This is a genomic window from Streptomyces sp. NPDC093568, assembly GCF_044764945.1.
GTDB lineage: Bacteria > Actinomycetota > Actinomycetes > Streptomycetales > Streptomycetaceae > Streptomyces.
Genome location: NZ_JBIWJD010000009.1, coordinates 248,222 through 272,711, shown reverse-complemented (window position 1 = coordinate 272,711; position 24,490 = coordinate 248,222). Strand labels below are relative to the sequence as shown.

Annotated in this window: 20 protein-coding genes and 1 pseudogene; 8 read left to right on the top strand and 13 right to left on the bottom strand. The window is 70.9% G+C overall.

The window, feature by feature from the left end:
- Positions 1-28: 28 nt before the first annotated feature.
- Positions 29-1,231, top strand: a complete 1,203-nt coding sequence (locus tag ACIRD7_RS32545; RefSeq protein ID WP_403459217.1) for an amino acid deaminase/aldolase — start codon at positions 29-31, stop codon at positions 1,229-1,231.
- 43 nt (positions 1,232-1,274) lie between these two features.
- On the opposite strand, the gene ACIRD7_RS32540 is transcribed toward ACIRD7_RS32545, so the two are convergent.
- From ACIRD7_RS32540 to ACIRD7_RS32525, 4 genes are read right to left on the bottom strand one after another with little or no spacing between them, the layout of a single operon-like run.
- Positions 1,275-2,243 carry a DUF2510 domain-containing protein gene (locus tag ACIRD7_RS32540; RefSeq protein ID WP_403459385.1) on the bottom strand — a complete coding sequence of 323 codons (969 nt, stop codon included), beginning with the start codon at positions 2,241-2,243 and terminating at the stop codon, positions 1,275-1,277.
- A gap of 26 nt (positions 2,244-2,269) precedes the next feature.
- The gene (locus tag ACIRD7_RS32535; protein WP_403459216.1) at positions 2,270-3,052 is read right to left on the bottom strand and encodes a 3-oxoacyl-ACP reductase; all 783 of its coding nucleotides are present in this window, start codon (positions 3,050-3,052) and stop codon (positions 2,270-2,272) included.
- Positions 3,049-4,422, bottom strand: coding sequence for an aldehyde dehydrogenase family protein (locus ACIRD7_RS32530; protein ID WP_403459214.1), 1,374 nt, complete (start codon positions 4,420-4,422; stop codon positions 3,049-3,051). Before ACIRD7_RS32530 ends, ACIRD7_RS32535 begins: the two co-directional genes overlap by 4 nt.
- Positions 4,423-4,430: 8 nt before the next feature.
- Positions 4,431-5,795 (bottom strand): glutamine synthetase family protein, encoded by a 1,365-nt coding sequence (locus ACIRD7_RS32525; protein WP_403459213.1) that lies wholly within the window; start codon positions 5,793-5,795, stop codon positions 4,431-4,433.
- Positions 5,796-5,881: 86 nt separating this feature from the next.
- On the opposite strand from ACIRD7_RS32525, the gene ACIRD7_RS32520 reads away from it, so the two are divergent.
- The 3 genes from ACIRD7_RS32520 to ACIRD7_RS32510 all read left to right on the top strand — a co-directional run bounded on the left by ACIRD7_RS32520 (position 5,882) and on the right by ACIRD7_RS32510 (position 8,971).
- On the top strand, positions 5,882-6,628 hold the full coding sequence (locus ACIRD7_RS32520) for a FadR/GntR family transcriptional regulator (protein WP_403459211.1): 747 nt from the start codon (positions 5,882-5,884) through the stop codon (positions 6,626-6,628).
- Between the two features lie 171 nt (positions 6,629-6,799).
- The gene (eat, locus tag ACIRD7_RS32515; RefSeq protein ID WP_403459210.1) at positions 6,800-8,248 is read left to right on the top strand and encodes an ethanolamine permease; all 1,449 of its coding nucleotides are present in this window, start codon (positions 6,800-6,802) and stop codon (positions 8,246-8,248) included.
- Positions 8,249-8,299: 51 nt separating this feature from the next.
- Positions 8,300-8,971 (top strand): gamma-glutamyl-gamma-aminobutyrate hydrolase family protein, encoded by a 672-nt coding sequence (locus ACIRD7_RS32510; protein ID WP_403459383.1) that lies wholly within the window; start codon positions 8,300-8,302, stop codon positions 8,969-8,971.
- A 213-nt stretch (positions 8,972-9,184) separates the two neighbouring features.
- Here the strand turns inward: ACIRD7_RS32510 and ACIRD7_RS32505 are convergent, their stop codons facing one another.
- Entirely contained in the window at positions 9,185-10,108 is a 924-nt protein-coding gene (locus ACIRD7_RS32505; protein WP_403459209.1) for a LysR family transcriptional regulator, read from the bottom strand.
- Positions 10,109-10,178: 70 nt separating this feature from the next.
- On the opposite strand from ACIRD7_RS32505, the gene ACIRD7_RS32500 reads away from it, so the two are divergent.
- Positions 10,179-11,303 (top strand): TDT family transporter, encoded by a 1,125-nt coding sequence (locus ACIRD7_RS32500; RefSeq protein ID WP_403459208.1) that lies wholly within the window; start codon positions 10,179-10,181, stop codon positions 11,301-11,303.
- Here ACIRD7_RS32500 and ACIRD7_RS32495 read toward each other — a convergent pair.
- From ACIRD7_RS32495 to ACIRD7_RS32480, 4 genes and pseudogenes are all read right to left on the bottom strand, one after another.
- Positions 11,215-11,933 (bottom strand): annotated as a pseudogene (locus ACIRD7_RS32495) (helical backbone metal receptor). The gene ACIRD7_RS32500 and the pseudogene ACIRD7_RS32495 overlap by 89 nt on opposite strands.
- Entirely contained in the window at positions 11,933-12,502 is a 570-nt protein-coding gene (locus ACIRD7_RS32490) for a helix-turn-helix domain-containing protein (protein WP_380854374.1), read from the bottom strand. The pseudogene ACIRD7_RS32495 and the gene ACIRD7_RS32490 overlap by 1 nt, the downstream one beginning before the upstream one ends.
- A gap of 530 nt (positions 12,503-13,032) precedes the next feature.
- On the bottom strand, positions 13,033-14,859 hold the full coding sequence (locus ACIRD7_RS32485; protein ID WP_403459207.1) for an ABC transporter permease/substrate binding protein: 1,827 nt from the start codon (positions 14,857-14,859) through the stop codon (positions 13,033-13,035).
- Positions 14,852-15,928, bottom strand: coding sequence for a glycine betaine/L-proline ABC transporter ATP-binding protein (locus tag ACIRD7_RS32480; protein WP_403459205.1), 1,077 nt, complete (start codon positions 15,926-15,928; stop codon positions 14,852-14,854). The genes ACIRD7_RS32485 and ACIRD7_RS32480 overlap by 8 nt, the downstream gene beginning before the upstream one ends.
- A gap of 198 nt (positions 15,929-16,126) precedes the next feature.
- Between ACIRD7_RS32480 and ACIRD7_RS32475 the strand changes: the two genes are divergently transcribed.
- Together ACIRD7_RS32475 and ACIRD7_RS32470 are read left to right on the top strand one after the other, a co-directional pair.
- Positions 16,127-17,077 (top strand): 5'-3' exonuclease H3TH domain-containing protein, encoded by a 951-nt coding sequence (locus ACIRD7_RS32475; RefSeq protein ID WP_403459204.1) that lies wholly within the window; start codon positions 16,127-16,129, stop codon positions 17,075-17,077.
- Between the two features lie 170 nt (positions 17,078-17,247).
- Entirely contained in the window at positions 17,248-18,093 is an 846-nt protein-coding gene (locus ACIRD7_RS32470) for a siderophore-interacting protein (RefSeq protein WP_403459202.1), read from the top strand.
- 62 nt (positions 18,094-18,155) lie between these two features.
- Here ACIRD7_RS32470 and ACIRD7_RS32465 read toward each other — a convergent pair whose 3' ends face one another.
- From ACIRD7_RS32465 to ACIRD7_RS32450, 4 genes are all read right to left on the bottom strand, one after another.
- The gene (locus ACIRD7_RS32465; protein WP_403459200.1) at positions 18,156-18,932 is read right to left on the bottom strand and encodes an ABC transporter permease; all 777 of its coding nucleotides are present in this window, start codon (positions 18,930-18,932) and stop codon (positions 18,156-18,158) included.
- Positions 18,929-19,960 carry an ATP-binding cassette domain-containing protein gene (locus tag ACIRD7_RS32460; RefSeq protein ID WP_403459197.1) on the bottom strand — a complete coding sequence of 344 codons (1,032 nt, stop codon included), beginning with the start codon at positions 19,958-19,960 and terminating at the stop codon, positions 18,929-18,931. Before ACIRD7_RS32460 ends, ACIRD7_RS32465 begins: the two co-directional genes overlap by 4 nt.
- Before the next feature lie 291 nt (positions 19,961-20,251).
- Positions 20,252-20,872, bottom strand: coding sequence for a helix-turn-helix transcriptional regulator (locus ACIRD7_RS32455; protein WP_403459196.1), 621 nt, complete (start codon positions 20,870-20,872; stop codon positions 20,252-20,254).
- Positions 20,873-21,082: 210 nt separating this feature from the next.
- Complete coding sequence (locus ACIRD7_RS32450; protein WP_403459195.1) at positions 21,083-22,123, bottom strand: terpene synthase family protein; 1,041 nt, start codon at positions 22,121-22,123, stop codon at positions 21,083-21,085.
- Positions 22,124-23,544: 1,421 nt separating this feature from the next.
- Between ACIRD7_RS32450 and ACIRD7_RS32445 the strand changes: the two genes are divergently transcribed.
- Positions 23,545-24,486 (top strand): RluA family pseudouridine synthase, encoded by a 942-nt coding sequence (locus tag ACIRD7_RS32445; RefSeq protein ID WP_403459194.1) that lies wholly within the window; start codon positions 23,545-23,547, stop codon positions 24,484-24,486.
- Positions 24,487-24,490 lie beyond the last annotated feature (4 nt).

Below are 24,490 nucleotides of genomic sequence, written 5' to 3'. Positions count from 1 at the left end.
CGGTAATCCCGTCTGGCAGGCTTCGTTCATGACTGCGCGCGCCGCTGACCGGGCCCGTTACGACCGGGCCACCGCCCATCTCGAAGCCCCATTCGCGATCGTGGACCTGGACGCCTTCGACGCCAACGCGGACGACATGCGCCGCCGGGCCGGCGGAAAGCCCATCCGTGTCGCCAGCAAGTCCGTACGCTGCCGGGCCCTGCTGGAACGCGTCCTCGCGAAGGACGGCTTCGCGGGTGTCATGTCCTTCACCCTCGCCGAGTCCCTCTGGCTGGCGCGCTCCGGGTTCGACGACGTCCTGCTCGCCTATCCGTCCGCCGACCGCGCCGGGTTCGCCGAGCTGGCCGGCGATCCCAAGCTCGCGTCCGCGGTCACCGTGATGATCGACGATCCGGCGCAGCTGCGGCTGATCGACGGGGCGCGCGCCGGCGGCCGGGAAGTGGTCCGGGTCTGCCTTGAGTTGGACACCTCCCTGAAGCTGCTCGGGGGACGGGTGCGCGTCGGCGCCCGGCGTTCGCCCCTGCACTCCCCCGCGCAGGTCGCCGACATGGCGCGGACCGTCGCCCGGCGGCCGGGGTTCCAGCTCGTCGGGATCATGGCGTACGAGGGGCACATCGCCGGCGTCGGGGACTCCGTGGCGGGGCGCCCGCTGCGGTCGCGCGCCGTACGGCTGATGCAGGCCACCGCCCGCCGGGAGCTCGCCGAGCGCCGGGCCGAGGTGGTGCGGGCGGTCCGGGCCGTCGTGCCGGAGCTGGAGTTCGTCAACGGCGGCGGGACCGGCAGTGTGCAGTTCACGGCCGCCGAGGACGCGGTGACCGAGATCGGCGCCGGGTCGGGGCTGTACGTACCGCGGCTGTTCGACAACTACACGTCCTTCAGCGGGCGTCCGGCCGCGCTGTTCGCCCAGCCGGTCGTGCGCCGGCCCGGCGTCGGGGTCGTGACCGTCCTCGGCGGTGGGTATCCGGCCTCCGGGGCGGCGGGGAGCGACCGGCTGCCGGTGCCGTATCTGCCGGAAGGGCTGCGCTACGACCCCCAGGAGGGGCCCGGCGAGGTGCAGACGCCGCTGATGGGCGCGCCGGCCGACGATCTGCTGCTCGGCGACAAGGTGTGGTTCCGGCACGCCAAGGCCGGTGAGATGTGCGAGCGGTTCGACGCGCTGCATCTCGTCGAGGGGGACGCGGTGACGGCGACCGTGCCGACGTACCGGGGCGAGGGCCACACGTTCCTCTAGAGCGGCCTCTCGCTGCGTACGTTCCTCCGGAGCGGCCCCTGGCTCAGTCCGCCGTGGACCGGATGCCCTTGGTGAAGCGGTCCATGTCGGTCAGCGGGGGCCCGTCCTCGCCCGCGTCGAAGACGTAGCGCACGACGACCGGCGACCCGGTGCCGACGCGGGAGGGGAAGGCGAGGGACTGGACGTAACCGCCCGGTCCCTCGGCCGTCGTGACCCGCCAGCGCACGAAGTAGCCGGCGCTGCCCGCCACCGTGACCGGGCCGGACCCCACGACCTTGTGGGACTCGACGCCGCCGAAGGGCCGCCGTCCGACGAGGTCGCGGTCGTAGGCGTCGTCGGCCGCGTCCTGGACGTCCGCCTTGGCGATCGCCTCGGGGGACGATCCGTCGTCGGCGGTCGCGGTGCGTGAGCTGACCTTGCCGTGCCGGCAGAAGCCGAAGTCGCCGGGGCACTCGTAGCTGCCGCTCGTCGTCATGAGGACGTCGGCCTCGGTGACGTTGCGCGGCCTGACCCAGCCGTCGAGCAGCGGCAGGGTGATCCCGTTGAGCTGGTCCGTCACCACGGCGGGGTCGTCGGCGGAGGGTTCCGAGGCCGAGTCCGAGGGGGTGGGACTGTCGGAGGCCGGTTCGCGGTCCACCGGCGCCGAGGTCGCGAGCGTCGGCGCGGTGTCCACGTCCGCGCCCCCGTCGTCGCCGAGGACGACCGCCCCCGTGACGATCGCCGTGAGCAGGACGGCTCCGGCGGCGACGAGCGCCACGATCCTGGGCGCCCGCCCGGAGGCACCGGCGGCGGCCGGTGGCCCGGGCGTCATCGGCGCGGTCATGTGCGCCCCGTGGCCCTCGGACCCGTACACCGGCGGGCCGTACCCCTGCGCACCGGGCACCGGCGGCGCCGGGGACGGTGGTGCCGTCGCCTCGGGGGCGCGCCGGTGCTCGGTCCAGGCCGTTCCGTCCCACCAGCGCTCCACGTGCGGGGCGGAGGGGTCGCGGTACCAGCCGGGCGGGGGCGTCATGCTCATTCCGGCAACTGTAGGGCGGCCTACAGCGGCGTGACGTACGCCCCCGAGATTCCGCCGTCGACCAGGAAGTCGGTGGCGTTCACGAAGGAGGAGTCGTCGCTGGCGAGGAAGGCGACCGCGGCGGCGATCTCCTCGGCCTCGGCGAAGCGGCCCACGGGGATGTGCACCAGCCGGCGCGCGGCGCGCTCCGGGTCCTTGGCGAACAGCTCCTGCAGCAGCGGGGTGTTGACCGGCCCCGGGCACAGGGCGTTGACCCGGATGCCGTCGCGGGCGAACTGCACGCCGAGCTCGCGGGACATGGCGAGGACGCCGCCCTTGGAGGCCGTGTACGAGATCTGGGACGTGGCGGCGCCCATCCTCGCCACGAACGACGCCGTGTTGATGATGGAGCCCCTGCCCTGCTGCCGCATGTAGGGGATGGCGGCCTTGCAGCACAGGTAGACGGAGGTGAGGTTGACCTCCTGGACGCGCTTCCAGGCCTCCAGGCCGGTCTCCAGGATGGAGTCGTCGTCGGGCGGTGAGATGCCCGCGTTGTTGAAGGCGATGTCGACGCTGCCGTAGGTGTCGAACGCCGTCTTGAACAGCGCCTCGACCTGCTCGGGGTCGGTGACGTCGACCTTCACGAAGATCCCGCCGACCTCCTCGGCGGCCGCCTTGCCGCGCTGCTCGTCGACGTCGCCGCAGACGACGTGGGCGCCCTCGGAGGCGAGGCGGCGGGCGGTGGCGAGGCCGATGCCGCTGCCGGCGCCGGTGATGACGGCCGTGCGGCCGACGAGACGCCTGCAGATGTTCTCTTCGGTCACTGTGCGGGACCCTCCGTGCTGATGAAGACGTTCTTGGTTTCGGTGAAGGCGGTCAGGGCGTCCGGGCCCAGCTCGCGGCCGATGCCGGACTGCTTGAAGCCCCCGAAGGGGGTCCAGTAGCGGACGCTGGAGTGGGAGTTGACGGACAGGTTGCCGGCCCGGACCGCCTGGGAGACGCGCAGGGCGCGGCCGACGTCACGGGTCCAGATGGAGCCGGAGAGGCCGTAGTCGGTGGCGTTGGCGAGGGAGACGGCCTCCGCCTCGTCCTCGAAGGGGAGGACCACGGCGACGGGGCCGAAGACCTCCTCGACGGCCACGCGCGCGTGCGGGTCGACGCCGGTGAGGACGGTGGGCGGGAACCAGAAGCCGGGGCCCTCGGGGGCCTTGCCGCGGATGCCCTCGGCGCCCGCGTCGACGTACGAACGCACCCGTTCCAGCTGCGTCTTGGAGATCAGCGGGCCCATGTCGGTCGTCTCGTCGGCCGGGTCGCCGACGGTGACCGCCTCGATCGCGGGGCTGAGCAGCTCCAGGAAGCGGTCGTACGCGGAGCGCTGGACGAGGATGCGGGTGCGGGCGCAGCAGTCCTGGCCGGAGTTGTCGAGGAAGGACATGGGGGCGGCGGCCGCGGCGGCTTCGAGGTCGGCGTCGGCGAAGACGATGTTGGGGCTCTTGCCGCCGAGTTCGAGGGTGACGCGCTTGAGCAGGGCGGAGCCCTTCGCCAGCACCTGCTTGCCCACGGCCGTCGAGCCGGTGAAGACGATCTTCGCGACGCCCGGGTGCTCGACGAGGGCGTTGCCCGCGACGGGGCCGTGGCCGGGCAGGACCTGGAACACGCCCTCGGGGAGTCCGGCCTCCAGGGCCAGCTCCCCGAGCCGCAGAGCGGTCAGCGGGGTGGTCTCGGCGGGCTTGAGGAGGACCGCGTTGCCGGCCGCGAGCGCCGGGGCCGTACCCCAGGCCGCGATCGGCATCGGGAAGTTCCAGGGGGCGATGACGCCGACGACGCCCAGCGGTTCGAGGATCGTGACGTTGAGGCCGCCGGACACCGGGATCTGATGGCCCGTCAGCCGCTCCACTCCCCCGGCCGCGTAGTCGAGCAGATCGCGGACGTTGCCCGCCTCCCAGCGGGCGTTGCCGATGGTGTGCCCGGCTTCCCTGACCTCCAACCGGGCGAGTTCTTCGAGGTGTTCGTCGACGGCGACGGCGAACCGGCGCAGCAGTCGGGCGCGTTCGCCGGGCGCGAGCGCCGACCACACCGCCTGCGCCTTCGTGGCCCGTACGACCGCGGCGTCCACGTCGGCCGCGGTGGCGGCCGCGACGGTGGCGACGACCTCTTCGGTGGCGGGGTTCAGTACCTGGAGCTGGTCGGACAAGGATGGCCTCACATGCGTTCGAAGGAGCGGCGCAGCTCCCAGTCGGTGACCGCGGCGTCGAAGGCGTCCAGTTCGACGCGCGCCATGTTGCGGTAGTGGGCGACGACCTCGTCGCCGAAGGCGGCCTTGGCGATGGGACTGTTCTCCCAGAGCTCGGCGGCCTCGCGCAGGGTCGTGGGGACGTGCTCGAAGTCGGCGGCGTAGGCGTTGCCGGGACAGGGCTCGGGCAGCTCCAGCTTCTGCTCGATGCCGTACAGGCCGGCGGCCACCAGGCCCGCGACGGCCAGGTGCGGGTTGACGTCGCCGCCGGGGAGCCGGTTCTCGAAGCGCATCGAGCGGCCGTGGCCGACGACGCGCAGGGAGCAGGTGCGGTTGTCGTATCCCCAGGCGACGGCGGTCGGCGCGAAGGAGCCCGGCTGGAACCGCTTGTAGGAGTTGATGTTGGGGGCGTACAGGAGTGAGAAGTCGCGCAGGGCGGCGAGCTGACCGGCGAGGAAGTGCCGCATGACGTCCGACATGCCGCCCTCGCCGTCACCGGCCATGGCGTTGTCGCCGGCGGCGTCCGCGAGCGAGAGGTGGATGTGGCAGGAGTTGCCCTCGCGCTCGTTGTACTTGGCCATGAAGGTGATCGAGACGCCCTCCTGGGCGGCGATCTCCTTGGTGCCGGTCTTGTAGATGGCGTGCTGGTCGCAGGTGACCAGGGCGTCGTCGTACTTGAACGCGATCTCGTGCTGCCCGGGGTTGCACTCGCCCTTGGCGGACTCGACGGTGAGGCCGGCTCCGGCCATCTCGTTGCGGATGCGGCGCAGCAGAGGCTCGATCCGGCCGGTCCCCAGCACCGAGTAGTCGATGTTGTACTGGTTGGCGGGGGTGAGCCCTCTGTAGTTCGCGTCCCAGGCCTGCTCGTAGGTGTCCTTGAAGACGATGAACTCCAGCTCGGTGCCGACCTTGGCCGTGTATCCGAGCTCGGCGAGGCGCTCCAGCTGGCGGCGCAGGATCTGGCGCGGGGCCGCCACCACCGGGGAGCCGTCGTTCCAGGCGAGGTCGGCGATCAGCATGGCCGTGCCCGCGTTCCAGGGCACGCGGCGCAGCGTGGCCAGGTCGGGGTGCATGGCGAAGTCGCCGTAGCCGCGGTCCCAGGACGACATGGCGTAGCCCTCGACGGTGTTCATCTCGGTGTCGACGGCGAGGAGGTAGTTGCAGCCCTCGGTGCCGTGGTGAAGGACCTCGTCCAGGAAGAAGCGGGCGGCGAACCGCTTGCCCTGGAGCCGCCCTTGCATATCGGGGAAGGCCAGGACGACAGTGTCGATCTCACCGCTCGCTACGAGGGCGTGCAGCTCCTCGACGCTCAGCGGGGGTGTGCGGTCTGCCACGGGAGAGCCTCCATTCGGCTACTTCGGTCAGCCGGGAGCCATAAGGTATTGCCAAGGACCATTGATTGGGAAGGGGGTCCGGCCATATGTCGCAGGCGGACACGGAGCACGGGGCGCCCGGGGCCGGCGACCGGCTGACGTCGGTGCTGCGGCCGGTGCGGGCCGGCAACGGCTTCGAGGAGGCCCTGGAGCAGATCCTCCAGGTCGTCCGGCTCGGCCTGGTGCCGGGCGGCGAACGGCTGCCCGCCGAGCGCGAGCTGGCGGACCGGCTGGGGATCAGCCGGGTGACGCTGCGCGAGGTGCTGAAGGTGCTCCAGGACCAGGGTCTGGTCGAGTCGCGGCGCGGCCGCTACGGCGGAACGTTCGTGCTGCCGCGCTCCGTCACGCCCGGCGAGGAGGAGCTGCGCCGCCGCCTGAAGGACGTCGACGTCGAGGACACGCTGCGCTTCCGCGAGGTGCTGGAGGTGGGCGCGGCCGGGCTGTGCGCGGCACACGGGCTGGACGAGGAGCAGGCGAACCGGCTGCGGGAGGCCCTGGCGCACACGCACGACGCCCCGCTCGCCGACTACCGCCGGCTGGACACCCTGCTCCATCTGACCCTCGCCGAACTGTCCGGCTCCCCCACCCTGACCGCCCAGTACGCGGCCGTGCGCGCGACCGTGAACGACCTGCTCGACTGCATCCCGCTGCTGGTGCGCAACCTGGAGCACTCGCAGCGCCAGCACACGGCGCTGGTGGAGGCCGTGATCGAGGGCAACGCCGAGTGCGCGCGGGAGATCATGCGCGAGCACTGCGGGGGCACGGCGGCACTGCTGCGGGGCTTCCTCGGCTGAGCGGCGCCCGGTCCCCGGTGCGGGTGGATTTACCGGCGATTAACGCAAGGGTATTGCGCTCGGGCGACCAGCCCGGCAAAGGTATGCATCCATTCCATTGAACCGGAGCCCGGTCGACCACCCCACCGTGCCCGGAAACGCCCGGTGTCCACCGCACGTGGGGAGTTGGCCATGTCCCTGGAATCCACGAACACACCTCCCGCCGCCCCGGAGGCGGACGACTATCTGGAGCGCAGAGCCCTGCGCCGCGGCAGCGCCGGCTGGGTGCTGCTGACCGGACTCGGCGTCGCGTACGTCGTCTCCGGCGACTACTCCGGCTGGAACTTCGGCCTGGCGGAAGGCGGCTTCGGCGGCCTGGCGATCGCCATGGTCCTCATGGGCACCATGTACGCCTGCATGGTCTTCGCCCTGGCCGAGCTGTCCTCGATCCTGCCCACGGCGGGCGGCGGCTACGGCTTCGCCCGCCGCGCCCTCGGCCCGTGGGGCGGCTTCCTGACCGGCACGGCGATCCTCATCGAGTACGTCCTCGCGCCGGCCGCCATCGTCATCTTCATCGGGGACTACGTCGAGTCGCTGGGCCTGTTCGGCCTGGAGTCCGGCTGGCCGGTGTACCTGGCCTGCTTCGCGATCTTCCTCGGCATCCACCTCTGGGGCGTGGGCGAGGCGCTGCGCTTCAGCTTCGTCGTCACCGGCATCGCGGTGGCGGCCCTGATCGTGTTCGTGCTGGCGGCGCTGCCGGACTTCTCCATCGGTGCGCTGGACGACATCCCGGTCGACACCTCGGCGGCCGGGTCGAACTCCTGGCTGCCCTTCGGCCTGCTCGGCATCTGGGCGGCGTTCCCGTTCGGCATGTGGTTCTTCCTGGGCGTCGAGGGGGTGCCGCTGGCCGCCGAGGAGACCAAGGAGCCGGCCCGTACCCTGCCGAAGGCGATCCGCTGGTCGATGGCCATCCTCGTGGTCCTGGCCGTGATGACCTTCTTCGCGGCGGCCGGCGCGCGCGGCTCGGCGGCGGTCCAGGAGGCGGGCAACCCGCTGGTGGAGGCGCTCCAGCCGGACGGGAAGGCCACGGCCCTGAGCCGGATCGTGAACTACGCGGGCCTTGCGGGCCTGGTGGCGTCCTTCTTCTCGCTGATCTACGCGGGCTCGCGCCAGCTGTTCGCCCTGTCCCGCGCGGGCTATCTGCCCCGCTTCCTGTCCCTCACCAGCCGCCGCAAGGCGCCGTACCTGGGCCTGCTGGTGCCCGGCACGATCGGCTTCCTGCTGGCGGCGGTGACGGGCGACGGGGCGCGGCTGCTGAACGTCGCGGTCTTCGGCGCGACCATCTCCTACGCGCTCATGTCCCTGTCGCACATCGTGCTGCGCCGCCGGGAGCCGGAGCTGGCGCGGCCGTACCGTACGCCGGGTGGCGTGCTGACGTCCTCGGTCGCCCTGGTGCTGGCGTGTGCGGCGCTGGTGGCGACGTTCCTGGTGGATGTGACGGCGGCGGTGATCGCGCTGGTGGTGTACGTGGTCGCGATCGCCTACTTCGGCCTCTACAGCCGCAGGCACCTGGTGGCGAAGGCGCCGGAGGAGGAGTTCGCGGCGCTGGCGGCGGCCGAGGCAGAGTTGGCACGGGACTGAGCAGTCGAGCAAGAGCAAGATGAAGAAGAGGGAGTCGCTGTGACCAGGCCGCTGATCGGGATCAGCACCTATCTGGAGTCCGGTGCGCGCTGGGGCGTGTGGGAGCTGGAGGCGGCGCTGCTGCCGGTCGGCTATCCACGGCTGGTCCAGCGGGCGGGCGGCCTGGCGGCGATGCTGCCGCCGGACGAGCCGGCGCTCGCGGCGGAGACCGTGGCCCGGCTCGACGGGCTGGTGATCGCGGGCGGTCCGGACGTCGAGCCGGTCCACTACGGCGCCGAGCGCGAGCCGCGCACCGGGCCGCCGGCCCGGGAACGGGATGCCTGGGAGCTGGCCCTGATCGACGCGGCGCTGTCGGCCCGCGTGCCGCTGCTGGGCATCTGCCGCGGCATGCAGCTCCTGAACGTCGCCCTCGGCGGCACGCTCGTCCAGCACATCGAAGGCCACGCGGAGGTGGTCGGCGCCTTCGGCAGCCACACGGTGAAGCCGGTGCCGGGAAGTCTCTACGCCGGTCTCGTGCCGGACGAGACGGCGGTGCCGACGTATCACCACCAGGCCGTGGACCGACTGGGCGAGGGCCTGGTGGCGTCGGCGTACGCGGCGGACGGAACGGTGGAGGCGGTGGAACTGCCGAAGGCCGCCGGGTGGGTGCTGGGGGTGCAGTGGCATCCGGAGATGGGGGAGGACTTGCGGGTGGTGCGGGGTTTGGTACGGGCGGCCGGATAACCAGCCCGTCCGGCGCTTGAGGACAAGGCCCATTCGGGGCCGACAGCGGCGGTCTGGGGGCGGCAGCCCCCAAGGGACGGGACGGGTAGGGACGGCCGGATAACCAGCCCGTCCGGCGCTTGAGGACAAGGCCCGTTCAGGGCCGACAGCGGGGGTCTGGGGGCGGCAGCCCCCAGGGGACGGGGCGGGTAGGGGCGGCGGGGGCGAGGAAACTCACCCCCGGGTCAGCGCCAGCAGATCCCGCGCCGGTCCCACCGGCCGATGCCCCGTAGGCCACACCGCCCGCAGATCCCGGGCCAGCGACACACCCGCCACCGGCACACTCACCAGCCGCCGCATCGACAGCTCCTCCCCCACGGCCAACTCGCTCAGCACCGCCGGCCCTGCCCCGCTCACCGCCGCCGCCTTGACCGCCGTGGTCGAGGACAGCTCGATCAGCGGCCGGGCCAGACCCCCCAGCGCCGCGTCCAGCACCTGCCGCGTCCCCGACCCCTTCTCCCGCAGGATCAACGGCGTCCCGGCCAGCTCCGACGCCTCCAGCGGCCGCCGCCGACGCGACCAGAGATGCCCCGGCGCCGTCACCACGATCAGGCGGTCGTGGGCGATGACCACGGAGTCCAGCCCCGTCGGCACCGACAGCCCCTCCACGAACCCCAGGTCCGCCTCGTCCGTCAGCAACCGCTCGGCGACCGCGGCGGAGTTCCCCGCCAGCAACGACACCGCCGTGTCCGGCCGCTGGGCCCGCAGCGCGAGCAGCCACCCCGGCAGCAGGTACTCCGCGATCGTCATGCTCGCCGCCACCCGCAACCGCGAGTCGCGCCGGTCCCGCAAGGCCTGCGCCCCCGCGTCGAACGCCTCCGCCGCCTCCACGATCCGCCGCGCCCAGTCCGTCACCAGCGCCCCGGCGTCCGTCAGCCGCGAGCCCCGCGGCGACCGGTCCACGAGCGCCACCCCCAGCTGGCGTTCCATCGACCGGATCCGGCTGCTCGCCGCGGGCTGGGTGATCCCCAGCTCACGCGCCGCCCCACCGAGACTCCCGAGCCGCGCCACCGCCAGCAGCAACTCCAGCGCACCGAGTTCCGGTACGCGGTGCGCCAGGGATCCCGCGCGGAACTGTCCCTCCGCCGCCTCTGTCATAAGCCCAGTTTATGTCGCCATAGAGGCGAACTCCCTGGTGGTGGGCGACCCCCGCCGCGACCCTGAACGCATGCTCACCGCCGTCCGTCACCTCGGACCCAACTGGTACGCCGCCGTCATGGGCACCGCCGCCGTCGCCACGGCCGGAGCCGGGCTGCCGCTGAGCGTCCCCGGCCTGCGCACGACCTGCGCGGCCGTCTGGGCGCTCTCCCTCGTCCTGCTCGTCACCCTGCTCACCGCCCGTGCCCTGCACTGGACCCACCACCGCGACCAGGCCCGCGCCCATCTCCTCGACGCCTCGGTGGCGCCCTTCTACGGCTGTCTGTCCATGGCCCTGCTGGCCGTCGGCGGCGGTGCCGTCACCGTCGGGGAGGACTGGATCGGTGCCGGCGCGGCGGTCGCGCTCGACGCCGTGCTGTTCACCGCCGGTACGGCCGTCGGGCTGGCGGCCGCCGTCGCCGTCCCGTACCTGATGGCCGTACGCCATCGGATCGAGCCGGCGCAGGCCACGCCCGTATGGCTGCTGCCGCTCGTCGCGCCCATGGTGGCCGCCGCGGTCGGTCCGCTGCTGGTGCCCCATCTGCCGGCGGGGCAGGCCCGGGAGACGCTGCTGCTCGCCTGTGTCGCGATGTTCGGGCTCAGTCTGCTCGCCACCATGCTGATGCTGCCGCTCGTCTTCGCCCGGCTGATCACCGGCGGCCCGCTGCCCCTGGCCCTCACCCCGACGCTGTTCCTGGTGCTGGGCCCGCTCGGGCAGTCCACCACCGCCGTGGGCAGCTTCGCGGACGTCGCCCCGGGTGTGGTCCCGGCGCCGTACAGCGAGGGCTTCGGGATTCTGGCCGTGCTGTACGGCGTGCCCGTCATGGGCTTCGCGCTGCTGTGGCTCGGGCTCGCGACCGCCCACGTCCTGCGTGCCCGGCGGCACGGCATGGGCTTCGCGATGACCTGGTGGGCGTTCACCTTCCCGGTCGGCACCTGTGTCACCGGTGCCACGGCGCTGGCCCGGCACACCGGGCTCGTCGCCTACGAGGGGCTCGCGGTCGGGCTCTACGCCGTGCTCGTCGGGGCCTGGGCCGTGACGGCCTTCCACACCGTCCGGGGTCTGCTCAGCGGCGTGCTGCTCGCAGCGCCCCGGACAGCACTGCCGGCGCCTCGGCCAGCGACGGTCCGTACCACGTCAGGTGCCGTCCGCTGACCAGGGCGCAGGGCAGTCCGGGGAAAGCCTCCGGGCCGTCGTCCGCCGTGAAGCGGTAGGGCTCGTCGGGGAGGACCACGACGTCCGGGGCCGCCGCCCGCAGCTCGTCCAGGGGGATGCGGGGGTAGCGGTCCTCGTGCGTCCGGTACAGGTGGTCCACGCCGAGGCGGGCCAGTACGTCGCCGGCGAAGGTGTCACGGCCGAGCACCATCCAGGGGCGGCGCCAGATCGGGACGACAGCCGTCGTACGGCCTTCGGGGAGCGGCGGCGACGACCAGTTCTCCTCCGCCTCGTCCAGCCATCGCGGCGGGACCCCACCCCGCACGCGTCCAGCACGCGGGCCAGCTCGCCGAAGGCCTGCGGCACGTCCCGCACCTCGGTCACCAGGACCTCCACGCCGGCCGCGCGCAGGGCGTCGAGGTCGGGGGCGCGGTTCTCCTCCTCGTTGGCGATCACCAGGTCGGGGGCGAGGCCGAGGACGCGGTCGGTCTTCGGGTTCTTGGTGCCGCCGACGCGGGTGACGGCGAGGTCCGCGGGGTGGCTGCACCAGTCCGTGGCGCCGACCAGGGCACCGGGCGCCGAGACGGCCACGGCCTCCGTCAGGGACGGCACCAGCGAGACGACCCGCATCAGCGCCCCGGCCGGTCCCGGACCGCCTCGATGTGCTCGGCCACGGCGACGACGACCACGCGCGTGTCCGGCACGGTCGCCCGCCAGCGGTGGCGGACCCCGCCGGTGAGGTACAGGGTGTCGCCGCGGCCCAGCCGGTAGGCGCGGCCCTCCGCCTCGATCTCCACGGCACCGTCGGCGACGTACATCAACTGGTCGTTGCGGTACTGGAATTCACGGCCCGCGTCATGGTCGCCGGTGAACTCCGAGGCATGCATCTGATGGTGACCGCGCACCAGGGAGCGGGCGCGTGGTTCCGGCGCGAGTTCGGTGGTGTCGGCCCGCACCACGTCGACGCTGCACGCCGGGTCGGCCGCGGCGAGGAGCTCGACGGCGGTCGTCCGCAGCGCGTCGGCGACCTTTTCGAGGGAGCTTCTGCTCGGGCGCGCCCGGTCGTTCTCGACCTGGCTCAGGAAGGGCACCGACAGGCCGCTGCGTTCGGCCACGACGGCGAGGGTGAGGTCCAGCGCACGGCGCCGCCGCCGTACGGCCGCGCCCACTCGAAGGGGCTGTTCTTTGTGGTCGCCCATCGCTCCGGCTCCCTCCTTCGCTCGTCGGTCCACTGTCCTCGCGCCCGCCGCCCGGCGCACACCTTCTGTTGAGTTCCTTGCACCCTACGCATGTTCGGCAAACCGTTTCATGCGGCCGTCACATCGACGACACATCGGCGGGAGTACGACCCACTGGTTCGCGCCAGCGGAAAAACTTCCCGCGGGTACCGAGAGCCTCCGCGCCGGCCCTGACTCCCGCTCAGCGTGCGAGAGCCGCTGTTCCCTTCAATGTTCCGGCACTCCCCCGTGTTCCCCTTTTCGCTTCGAGTGGCGGGCCTGGTCAGAGGGGTGATGACGGGCCATCCGCCCGGAGCGGAAGTCGGTGTCGGCGGCGGGGAGTTCGATGGCCCCGGTTCAGGTGGGGGGATAGCGCTGCGTGGTTGGCCGGATCCTTCCCGTAGGCATGCCGGGTGACTATGCGCGGACGCCACGAGGGGTGGGCCGGCCGTACGGAGGGGAAAAACGTACGGCGTGACCCACCCCTCGGGTGGCGGTCCGGGGCCGTCAGGTCACCCGGCCGCCTGGTTCTTGTCGCCCGCGCCGGCGAGCGGGGCCCACTTGTCCAGCAGGCCCGGGTTCTGCTTCAGCCAGGTGCGCACGGCGTCCTGCTCCTTGCCCTTGCCGGCCTTGGTGATCTGCGACTCCAGGCCGGTGAGCTGCTTCTCCGTCATGGAGAAGTTCTTCAGCCACTCGCCGACCTCGGGGTTGTCTTCGGCGAAGCCCTTGCGGGAGAGGGTGTGCACGCCGTCGCCCTTGCCCCAGGCGCCCTTGGGATCCTTGAGCTTCGTCAGGTCGTAGTCGCTGTACGCCCAGTGCGGCGACCAGAGCGTGACGACGACCGGCTCCTTCTTGGCGTAGGCGCGCTTGAGCTCGGCGAGCATCGCGGGCGTCGAGCCGTCCACGACCTCGTACGTGCCCTCCAGGCCGTACTCCTTGAGGACCTTGTCCTTGAGCATGCCCATCATCCCGGCGCTCGGCTCGATGCCGATGATCTTGCCCTTGAACTCGGCCGCGTTGTTCTTGAGGTCCTCCAGGGAGTCCACGCCCTTGACGTACGAGGGGACGGAGAGCTCCAGCGAGGTGGGGCCGTACCAGGAGCCGAGGTCATCCAGCTGCTTGCCGTACTTCTCCCAGTACTCGGCGTGCGTGGTGGGCAGCCAGGAGTCGGTCTCGAAGTCGATCTGGCCGGTGGCGAGGCCCGTGTACAGGGGTCCCGCGGCGTACTGGGTGGTGCTGACCTTGAAGCCGCGGCGCTCCAGCAGTTCCTTCCAGAGGTACGTGGAGGCGATGCCCTCGTCCCACGGGATGTAGCCGAGCTTGATCTCCTTGCCCTTGCCGACGTTCGTGGCGGAGGCCTCGGCGGTGCCGGAGGTGGGGCCGAAGACGCCCATGCCACCCGCGACGAGGGCCAGGGCGGCCACACCGGCGACGGCGACGACCGGGCGGGGGCGGTGGTTCCAGACCTTGATGCCGCCGGCGGCACGCGCCTTGGCGGCGGCGCGGCGGCCCAGCGGGGAGATCTGGGCGCCGAGCGCGCCGGTGACGCGGTCCAGGTAGATGGCGAGGACGACGATGCCGACGCCCGCCTCGAAGCCGAAGCCGATGTCGAGCTGGCCGATGGCCTCGTTGACGGCGCCGCCGAGGCCGCCGGTGCCGACCATGCCGGCGATGACGACCATCGACAGGCTCAGCATGATCACCTGGTTGACGCCCGCCATGATCGTCGGCAGCGCGAGCGGCAGCTGGACGCGCAGCAGGGTGTCGCGAGGTGTGGTGCCGAACGCCTCGGCGGCCTCCACCAGCTCGGCGTCGACCTGCCGGATGCCGAGCTCGGTCATCCGCACGCCCGGGGCGAGCGCGAAGATCAGGGTGGCGATGACGCCGGCGGAGGTACCGAGCCCGAAGAAGAGGATGGCCGGGATCAGCAGCACCATCGACGGCATCGTCTGGAGCAGGTCCAGGACGGGTCGTACGGCCGCGCTGACGGCCTTGGAGCGGGCCGCCCAGATGCCGAGCGGGATCGAGATCACCAGCGCGATCACGGTGGCGACCAGGACGAGGGCCAGCGTCGACATGGCCCGGTCCCACAGGCCGAGCGAGTCGACCAGCGCGAACCCGCCGAAGGCGAGGACGCCCGCGACGACGCCGCGCAGCCACCAGGCGAGCACGGCGAAGATGCCCGCGAGGAGCAGCGCCTCGGGTGCGGTCAGGACGGCGTTGACACCGTCGTACATGCCCTCGACGACCGTCTTGATCGCGTCGAAGAGCCAGCCCATGTGGGCGACGAGCCAGTCCACGCCGGAGTCGACCCAGTCGCCGAGCGGGAGCCTAGGCATGGGCGATCACCTTGCCCTCCGGGCTGTCGCAGGGCGCGGGGCCGGCGCTCTCGTCGCCGAGGAAGCCGACCAGCCGCTGCCGCGGCACGACGCCGATGACGCGGTTGTCCTCGTCCACGACCGTGACGCGGTGGGACAGGCGGGCGCTGATCGCGCACAGTTCCACGAACGAGGTCTCGCGGGTCGCGGTCTCGCAGGTGCACAGCGGGGCGTCGGCGGTGACCGAGGTGTCCATGAGGGCGCCCGCGGTCAGGACGCGGGAGCGGTCGACGTCCTGGATGAAGGAGGCGACGTAGTCGTCCGCGGGGCGCAGCAGGATGTCCTCGGCCGGACCGGTCTGGACGATCCGGCCGTCGCGCATGACCGCGATGCGGTCGCCGAGGCGCATGGCCTCGTTCAGGTCGTGGGTGATGAAGACGATCGTCTTCTTCAGGGTCTGCTGGAGCTGGAGCAGCTGGTCCTGCATGTCGCGCCGGATCAGCGGATCGAGCGCGCTGAAGGACTCGTCCATCAGGAGCAGGTCGGCGTCGGTGGCGAGGGCGCGGGCGAGGCCCACGCGCTGCTGCATACCGCCGGACAGCTCGTCGGGCCAGGACTTCTCCCAGCCGCCCAGACCGCACAGCTGAAGGGCCTCGGCGGCGCGCTTCTCGCGCTCGGCGCGGGGCACGCCCTGCACGGCGAGACCGTAGGCGGCGTTCTCCAGCACGCTGCGGTGCGGGAACAGCGCGAAGTGCTGGAAGACCATGCTGATCTTCTGGGCGCGGACCTGGCGCAGCTCGCGGTCGCCGATGGCGGTCAGGTCCTGGCCGTCGAAGCGGACCTGACCCGCGGTCGGCTCCAGCAGCCCGTTGAGCATGCGCAGCAGGGTGGACTTGCCGGATCCGGACAGGCCCATGACGACGAAGATCTGGCCGGGTTCCACGGTGAAGGAGGCGTCGATCACGGCGGCGGTGGTGCCGTCGGCGCGCAGCTCCTCCCGGTCGGCTCCCTTGCGGAGCCGCTCGACAGCCTCGTCCGGTCGTCTGCCGAACACCTTGTAGAGATGGTCGGCCTCAAGCCTGGATGACACGGGTACCTCTTGTCTCGACGGCAAAATGAAGGGAGCGACTGGCGCAACAGTTGCGCAGGGGGCATCGCTCCGGGCTGGCGCCTGCCCTGGTTGCCCGGGCACAAACACACAAGTGGGCCAGCCCACAGGGCGGGTACGCAGCGCAACGCGGCGCTCACCGAGCGGGTCGCTGTCGGTGCGGTACGGCATGACGGCTCGATGTCAGTGCCGTACGGCATGATGCGTGGCGTGACCGGACGACTGATGCTCCTCGACACCGCCTCGCTCTACTTCCGCGCCTATTTCGGCGTCCCGGACTCCGTGAAGGCCCCGGACGGGACGCCGGTGAACGCCGTGCGCGGACTTCTCGACTTCATCGACCGCCTGGTCAAGGACCACCGCCCGGACGCGCTGGTGGCCTGCATGGACGCCGACTGGCGGCCCGAGTGGCGGGTCGAGCTGATCCCCTCCTACAAGGCTCACCGCGTCGCCGAGGAGCGCGAGGTCGGACCGGACGAGGAGGAGGTGCCGGACACGCTGTCGCCGCAGGTGCCGGTGATCGAGGCCGTCCTGGACGCACTGGGCATCGCACGCGTGGGCGTCGCGGGATACGAGGCGGACGACGTGATCGGCACGTTCACGGCGCGCGCGAAGGGCCCGGTCGACATCGTCACGGGCGACCGCGACCTGTACCAGCTGGTCGACGACGAGCGCGGGGTGCGGGTGCTGTACCCGCTCAAGGGCGTCGGCACCCTCCAGCTCACCGACGAGGCGTGGCTGCGCGAGAAGTACGGCGTCGACGGCCGCGGTTACGCCGATCTGGCACTGCTGCGCGGCGACCCGAGCGACGGCCTGCCGGGCGTGCCGGGGATCGGCGAGAAGACGGCCGCGAAGCTGCTGACCGAGTTCGGCGACCTGGCCGGGATCATGGCGGCGGTCGACGACCCGAAGGCGAAGCTCACACCCTCGCAGCGCAAGCGGCTGGACGAGTCGCGGCCGTACGTGTCCGTCGCACCGAAGGTGGTCCGAGTGGCTGGCGATGTACCTCTGCCGGACGTGGACACGACGCTGCCGCGTACGCCCCGGGATCCGGCGGGGCTGGACGAGCTGGCCGTGCGCTGGGGGCTCGGCGGGTCGCTGCAGCGGCTGCTCGTGACGCTGGGGGCGTGAGCGCACCGAGGGCGCGAACAGCGTCCCGATTGCACACATGGGGCTCGTGCCACGGGGAATTCGTTCCCTGTGTGAGCGACATGCACCATTTCATGAACGTTCATAGCGGCATTCATCGGGGGGAGGTGCTAACTTAGGTAAACCTAAGCTTGGAACGAGGGAGGCCAGTGATGGCGCTTCGCCCTGCCCGCAAGCCGCGGAAGCCCTACTGCGCGCAGGTCATCCGTACCGAACGGCTGACCCCGCACATGCAGCGTGTGGTGCTGGGCGGTGACGGACTCGCCGAGTTCACTGCGGACACCTGCACGGACCACTACGTCAAGATGCTGTTCTCCCCGTCCGGTGTGGACTACCCCGAACCCTTCGACCTCGAACGCATCCGCGAGGAACTGCCGCGTGAGCAGTGGCCCGTGACGCGGACGTACACCGTGCGGGCGTGGGACCCGGAACACCGCGAGCTGACGCTGGACTTCGTGCTGCACGGCGACGAGGGCCTGGCCGGCCCGTGGGCGATGCGCGCCCAGCCCGGCGAGACCGTACGCTTCCTGGGCCCCGGCGGCGCCTACGCCCCCGACCCGGACGCCGACTGGCATCTGCTCGTGGGCGACGAGAGCGCCCTGCCCGCCATCGCCCGCTCCCTGGAGTCGCTGCCCGACGGCGCCACGGCGTACGCCTTCGTGGAGATCGCCGGCCCCGGGGAGGAGCAGAAGATCGACTCCGACGTGGACGTCATCTGGCTGCACCGCGGCTCACGCCCGGTCGGCGAGGCACTGGTCGAGGCCGTACGCGCACTGGAGTTCCCGGAGGGCCGGCTGCACGCGTTCGTCCACGGCGAGGCACACTTCGTGAAGCAGCTGCGCCGGCTGCTGCGGGTGGATCACGGTGTACCCCGCGAGGACCTCTCGATCTCCGGCTACTGGCGCCTGGGCCACAACGAGGACGGCTGGCAGGCGTCCAAGCGGGACTGGAACGCGCGGATCGAGGCGGAGCAGGAGGGGGCGGCGCCGGCGGCGTAGCTCTTCAGCGAACGTGGGAAAGGGGCGGCACCCTCGCGGGGTGCCGCCCCTTCCGCCTGCCGTCAGACCGAGCGCTGGTAGGAGCGGAACGTCCGGATGGACAGCCACACCGCGCCGACGGCCAGCGCCAGCAGCCCGCCGCCCCGGGTGAGGACGTCACCCCAGTCGGGGTGGTCGGACATCGCCGAACGCCCCGCGACCATGGCCCAGTTGAGCGGGTTGAAGTCGGCGATGTGCCGCATCCAGCCCGGCATCTGCGACGGCGCCATGAAGGCGGAGGACAGGAAGGTCAGCGGCAGCAGCAGGAAGGTGTTGATGCCGATGATCGACTCACGCTCCTGCACCAGCATGCCCAGCGCGTTGGACAGCGCCCCGAAGATCGTGCCGAGCAGGACCGCGGCGACGACCAGGACGGCGATGCCGACGGCGCCGCCGGGGTAGTCCGCGCCTCCGAGCAGGCCGAGCAGCACGATGACGACCGACTGGAGAGCGGTGACCAGGCCGTTGTTGACGACATTGCCGTTCATCAGTGCGGCCCGGCTGACCGGGGTGGTCAGGAACCGGTTGAGCGTGCCCCGCTGGATCTCGTCGAGCGTGCTCATACCGGCCCACATGTTGGAGCTGAGGGCGCTCATCACGACGACGCCCGGCACGAGGTAATCGAGATAGGAGGTGGTGCCGAAGCCACCGAGCTCGACGACCTTCTTGAAGAGACTGCCGAACAGGAACAGCCAGATCACCGGCTGGATCAGCGTGATGATCGCGTAGGCCGGCTGCCGTACGAACACCATGAGCTGGCGCTGCGTCATGTACCAGGTCTGGGAGATCGCGGTGCTCATCGCGCCCCTCCGGCCCCGGCGAGGACGAGGTTGTCGGAGCTGTCGGCTTCGGCCTCGGCGTAACGACGGCCCGCGTACCGGAGATAGACGTCGTCGAGGGACGGGCGGGCGACGGTCGCCGTGGCGACGCCGACCCCGGCGCGTTCCAGCGCGGCGAGGAGCGCGGGCATCGCCGCCGCACCTTCGTCGGCCCGCACACTGACGCGGCGCCCGTCGACCAGCACCTCGTGCACGCCCGGCAGTCCGCCGAGCGCGCCGACCAGGAGCGTACGCCCCGCCTCCCCGACCGACTGACGCAGTTCCACATGCACGGCGTCACCGCGGAGTTCGCCCTTGAGGGCGTCCGGGGTGCCCGCGACGACGATCCGGCCGCGGTCGACGATCGCGACGCGCTCGGCGAGCCGGTCCGCCTCCTCCAGGTAGTGCGTGGTGAGCAGGACGGTCATGCCGTCCTCGCCGGCCAGCCGCCCGATCTCGTCCCACATCGCGGCGCGGGTCTCGGGGTCGAGACCGGTGGTGGGCTCGTCCAGGAAGAGCACCTCGGGCCGGTGCACCAGACCGAGGGCCACGTCGAGCCGGCGGCGCATCCCGCCGGAGTAGCCCTTGACCGGACGGTCGGCGGCGTCGGTGAGCCGGAAGCGGTCGAGCAACTCGGCGACACGACGGCCCAGTTCGGCGCGGCTCAAGCCGTGGAGCCGCCCCTGGAGTCGCAGATTCTCCCGCCCGGTGGCGACCGGGTCGGCGCCGGAGTTCTGGGCGACCACGCCGATGGCGCGGCGCACCCGGTCCGGGTGGTGCAGCACGTCGTGGCCTGCGACGGTGGCCGCGCCCGAGTCGGGGCGGGCCAGGGTGGTGAGGATCTTGACGGTGGTGGACTTTCCGGCGCCGTTGGGCCCGAGAAGGCCGAAGACGGTGCCGGGCTCGACGGTGATGTCCATCCCGTTCAGGGCGGTGACCTCGCCGTAGGTCTTGGTCAGTTGGCGCGCCTCGACCGCGGGCGCACGAGTGCCAGGGCTGGTACTGCTCATGACAGTTGCTCTCCTGATGAGCGGATACGTGATCGTTCCGCGTGAGGAGGGCCGGGCTATCCTGGGTGTGCCGCACCTCGATCGCCCGGTTGCGCCCCACGGCGGAGCCGGTTCGGGGTTCGAGACCCTGGCGGGGCTGCTGCAACAGCACCGCCGGGGTCGATTTCGTCTGTACGTGATGGCGTGTACGCGATTGCCTGTACATGGCGGCCTACACGTCGTGGCCTGTACGACGCGGCCTACACGTCGTGGCCTGTACGACGCGGCCTGTACGTGGTGGCCTGTACGTCGCTAGGTGAACTCGGGTGGCATCTCCCCTGTCTCGTGATACCGCCGCCACGGGTCCACGCCCGGCAGGGTGCCCTTCCTGATCTCCTCCAGGAAGCCGCGGACCCACTCGGCCTGCGCCTCGACCATGTGCAACTGGTACTCGGTCTCGACCAGGAAGAGCCGAGGCAGCGTCTCGTAGAGCTTGTGCAACGCCCCCCGGCCGCTCGCGGCCTGCACCTCCAGGGCCTTCACCCGCTCCTCCAACAACCGCACCACCTCATCCGGCGGCAGTGCGCCCATCAGGGAGAGCGCGGTCTCGAAGATCGGGTACTCCTTGGCGGGCACCGCCATGAGGTCCGACAACCACTCGGTCATCTCCTCACGACCGGCCTCGGTGAGCCCGTACACGGTGCGCTCGGGCCGGTTCCCCTGCCGCTGCACCTCCGTCACCTCGACGAAGCCGTGCTTCTGGAGGTTCTGCACGACGGTGTACAGCGAGCCGTAGTTGATCTTCGTACTGGCGTCCTTGCCCTGCTGACGCAGGGTCTGAGCGATCTCGTACGGATGCATCGGCTTCTGCCACAGCGTCGTCAGCACGGCCAGCGCGAGCGGGTTGCCGAGCTTGCGGCGCCTCAGGGCCATGACGTCCACCTCGCTTACGAATATCCGTGGACGAACATATCGCGAGTGGGCGGGAGCCGTCAAGAGACACGATATATCGCGAGTCTCTGCCTGTCGACGGTCTCGAACCCACCGCAGCCACGTGCCGATGCGGAACGAGACAACCCATTCGACCCATGCTCGCTGTGATCACCCGCTAAGTTGACACAACACCCTGGTGCCGGAGCCGAGTCAGGAGTGGGTGATGGTGGGGGTGCAGCTCCAGTCAGGTCGTAATCCGCTCGTGGTGATGGCTTCCGGCATGTACTTGGCGACGTCGTTGTAGCGAGCGGCGCCGCGGTGGTAGTCGTAGTTCGCGCGGACAAGGTCCCGGTAACCGGCGATCACGTCGCGGGCGTGTGCGAGGACCGTGGGGGTGTAGTCGGCCGCGGCGCGGATCTGGGCGGGAGCCGCTTCGCAGGCGGCGAGGAATTGATGGAGGAGGCTGTTGGTGATTGCCGCGACGATGTCCACGGCCTCCTGGGTGGAACAGCCGCGGTGAGTGCGAGTGACAAGAACGGCGTTGTGGAGGTAGCCGACCGACTCCTCCTTCTCGACGGAGTAGATGTCGTTGTAGAGACCGGTCCACTCGCAGGCAAGGTTGCGGGCCTGTTCCATCGCGGGCAGGTTGCGCACACCCTCCGGCAGTTCGACGTCACGGACGTATTCCTGCAGGTGGGCGAAAATGAACTCGCAGACTCCGTTGCGGCGGTGGGGCAGGTATTCGTCGATGGTCATGACGCGGCCCGCCCGGCTGGCACGGGCCTCCGGCAGGAAGGTGTTCAGCCAGCGCACCACGGATTCGCCGAGAACATTGCGCCAGACCTTCGAGCGGCCTCGGGCCAGGTCGTCGAGGACGTCCTTGAGAGCCCGCCCTTCGTTGGTGATCGGGGTGTTCAGGTTGCGGCAGACGGCTACGAGTTCGTCCAGCAGATAGGTGACGGGCTCGATACGTCCCTCGCTGATGCTGTCGTCGAGGTTGTCGTCGAGTATGAAGGCCCAGATCATGAACCGGTTCGGTACACGCAGATGCTCTTCGTCGGCGCCCGGCAGGTAGATCGCGGTGGCCCACTGCGGTCGGGTGCGGGCCAGATGCCGGCGCATCGCTTCACCGTGCACGAGATGATGGGCGTCAGCCCATGCCCACATGTCGGGTTCGACCGCGTCCATCGCAGGTGAGAGACCGCTTGGCGCGATCGGCATGTCGAAGTCGGGTATGCGGAACGGGGACATCTTTCCCTCCTGAGGAACGGGGATGCTCGGGTACGGGAGCGTCGGTGCACGAGCTGCCTGGTTCATAGCTGAACATCGCACCCTCCTTTTTCAAACCCCTGAACGACTTACGTACTTGTGCACGACTTCGTGGCCAAGGAGGTGGGAACCCTCACGGTCCAGCGCTTACTAGACGGTCTGGAGGGCGCGGACAGCGATGGAGCAGAAGCCGCGGGCGGCCCGCACTGCGAGCAGGACACACTTGCCGCGTGCGCTCATGACGTCCTCCGGTGGTGATGTTCGCTAGTCGGCACGCGTGGGACGCGCTCTGGGGTGCGATCGGCGCGGTGGCCTCGAGTTGCCGGGGTGGCCCTTTCGCTTCGTTGGCCGACGACCTCGTCGATTCGATCGCGGGCACCGCGATGATGAGACGGGCTGCTGGCCCTCGCGCCTGATGCCGTGAGAGTTCGGCGCATCAGGGCTAGTTATCCCGGCGGGGTCCTGCGCCAAGATGAACCGGCCGGCGACAGAGGTGGCCGCATGATGGTTGGCGACCATCTCATCGACGACGACCTGCGCAGCAGTCCGCAGCATGGCCACGGTGACGATGAAGAGGCGGCGGCGGTTCGGGTCGCCCCCCTCCAGCGGGCCTGCCAGGTCCGCGGTCCAGCCCCCGACAGTCGACTCGTAAGAGCCGCTCTTGTCGTTGAGGCCTACGGGCACCGGCCGCCGCGCCACGCTCCCCAAGTTTTCCAGCGCCACGAAAGGCATCGCGCCTGCGCAAGCGCCGAGAGCAGGAGTCGGCGCGACCACGCTCAGTTCCGGGCTCAGATGCCCGCGCGCGTCGCACCCCTTCGCCAGAAACGCGCCGATCTCGGCTGCCAGTTGGCCAAGTCGCTCCGCTGACAGCGACAGTCCCGCAGTTGTATTCTCGTCCACAGGCACCACCCCACACGCCCGACCTAGAGGAAGCGCACACCGCTCCGAGGCCGCTTGTACGATCTGGACGAGTTCTACGACTGTGCCAGCCACTGGCCCACGGGGGAAGGCGCACGCTTCCAGGCGCTGATGCGTACACGTCTAAGACGCGCGCCCCTGAAGGGGGTCGCACGCTGTACCTGCCCCTACGGGACGTGCCCTAGCAGCACCTCGCCCCCATACGCCCCGCTGAAACGGCACTGCGCCCTTGCTCTCATGCCGGAACATCAAAGAACCGGCAAACTCTCGCATTGGCTATCAAGACTAAAGCGGCAACGCGCAAGACGCCACAATGTCTACCACGTCCGTCGGTTCGGGCACTGGAAGCCGATTCCGATTCGTGGAACATCTCATGGACGGCCGGGCGCCCTCGGTATCCCGCCGAGAGAGTGGAAGGAGCACGCGACCCCTCCAGGAGCGCCGCCTCGTCGCCTCGCTGTCAACGCCTCGTAGGCTTGATCGTGATGAGACGCCGTAATCCAACCCCGCCCTCTCCCCTGCCGCAGCGCGACGGGGTGGATCCGGTGCGGGTGAAGTTGCCGGCCGGCGACGCGTGGGCGACCGTACGGGATCACCTCGTAGCACGGCTCGCGGCCGGGGCCGGAGTGATCGACGGGATGCTCGACGCGGGGCAGATCGTAGATGCAGCAGGGCATCCGGTGCCGCGGGACATGGCGTACGTCCCGGGAATGTACGTGTGGTTCCACCGCGACCTGCCCGACGAGGTGCGGGTGCCGTTCGAGGTCGACGTCATCTATCGGGACCAGCACGTGGTGGTGGCCGACAAGCCGCACTTTCTGGCCACAACCCCGCGCGGCAGCCACGTCGCCGAGACGGCCCTGGCGCGGCTGCGGAAGCAGCTCAGCCTCCCGACGCTGGGCGCCGCGCACCGTCTGGACCGGCTGACAGCGGGGGTGATGCTGTTCATCGTGCGGCCCGAGGAGCGCGGCGCCTACCAGTCACTTTTCCGCGACCGGCGGGTGGCCAAGGAATACGAGGCCGTGGCCCCGTACGACCCCGCACTGGACCTGCCGCGCACCGTACGCAGCCGGATCGTCAAGGAGCCTGGGGTGATGGCAGCCCGCGAGGTCGAGGGTGAGCCTAACGCCGTCAGCCGGGTCGAGCTGCTGGAGCATCAGGCGGGGCGTGCCCGGTACCGTCTCGTACCGCATACCGGGCAGACGCACCAACTGCGGGTCCACATGAGCGCGTTGGGGGTGCCGATCCTTGGCGATCCCCTTTACCCGGTGGTGACCGACCCCGTGGCGGCCGGTGACTTCCGGCGTCCCCTCCAACTATTGGCGCGGGTCTTGGAGTTCACCGATCCGATCACGGGGTGCGATCACCGCTTCGTCAGCCGGCGTGTGCTTCGGGCCTGGTCGTCGTACGACGAGTGGGCCGGATAGCACC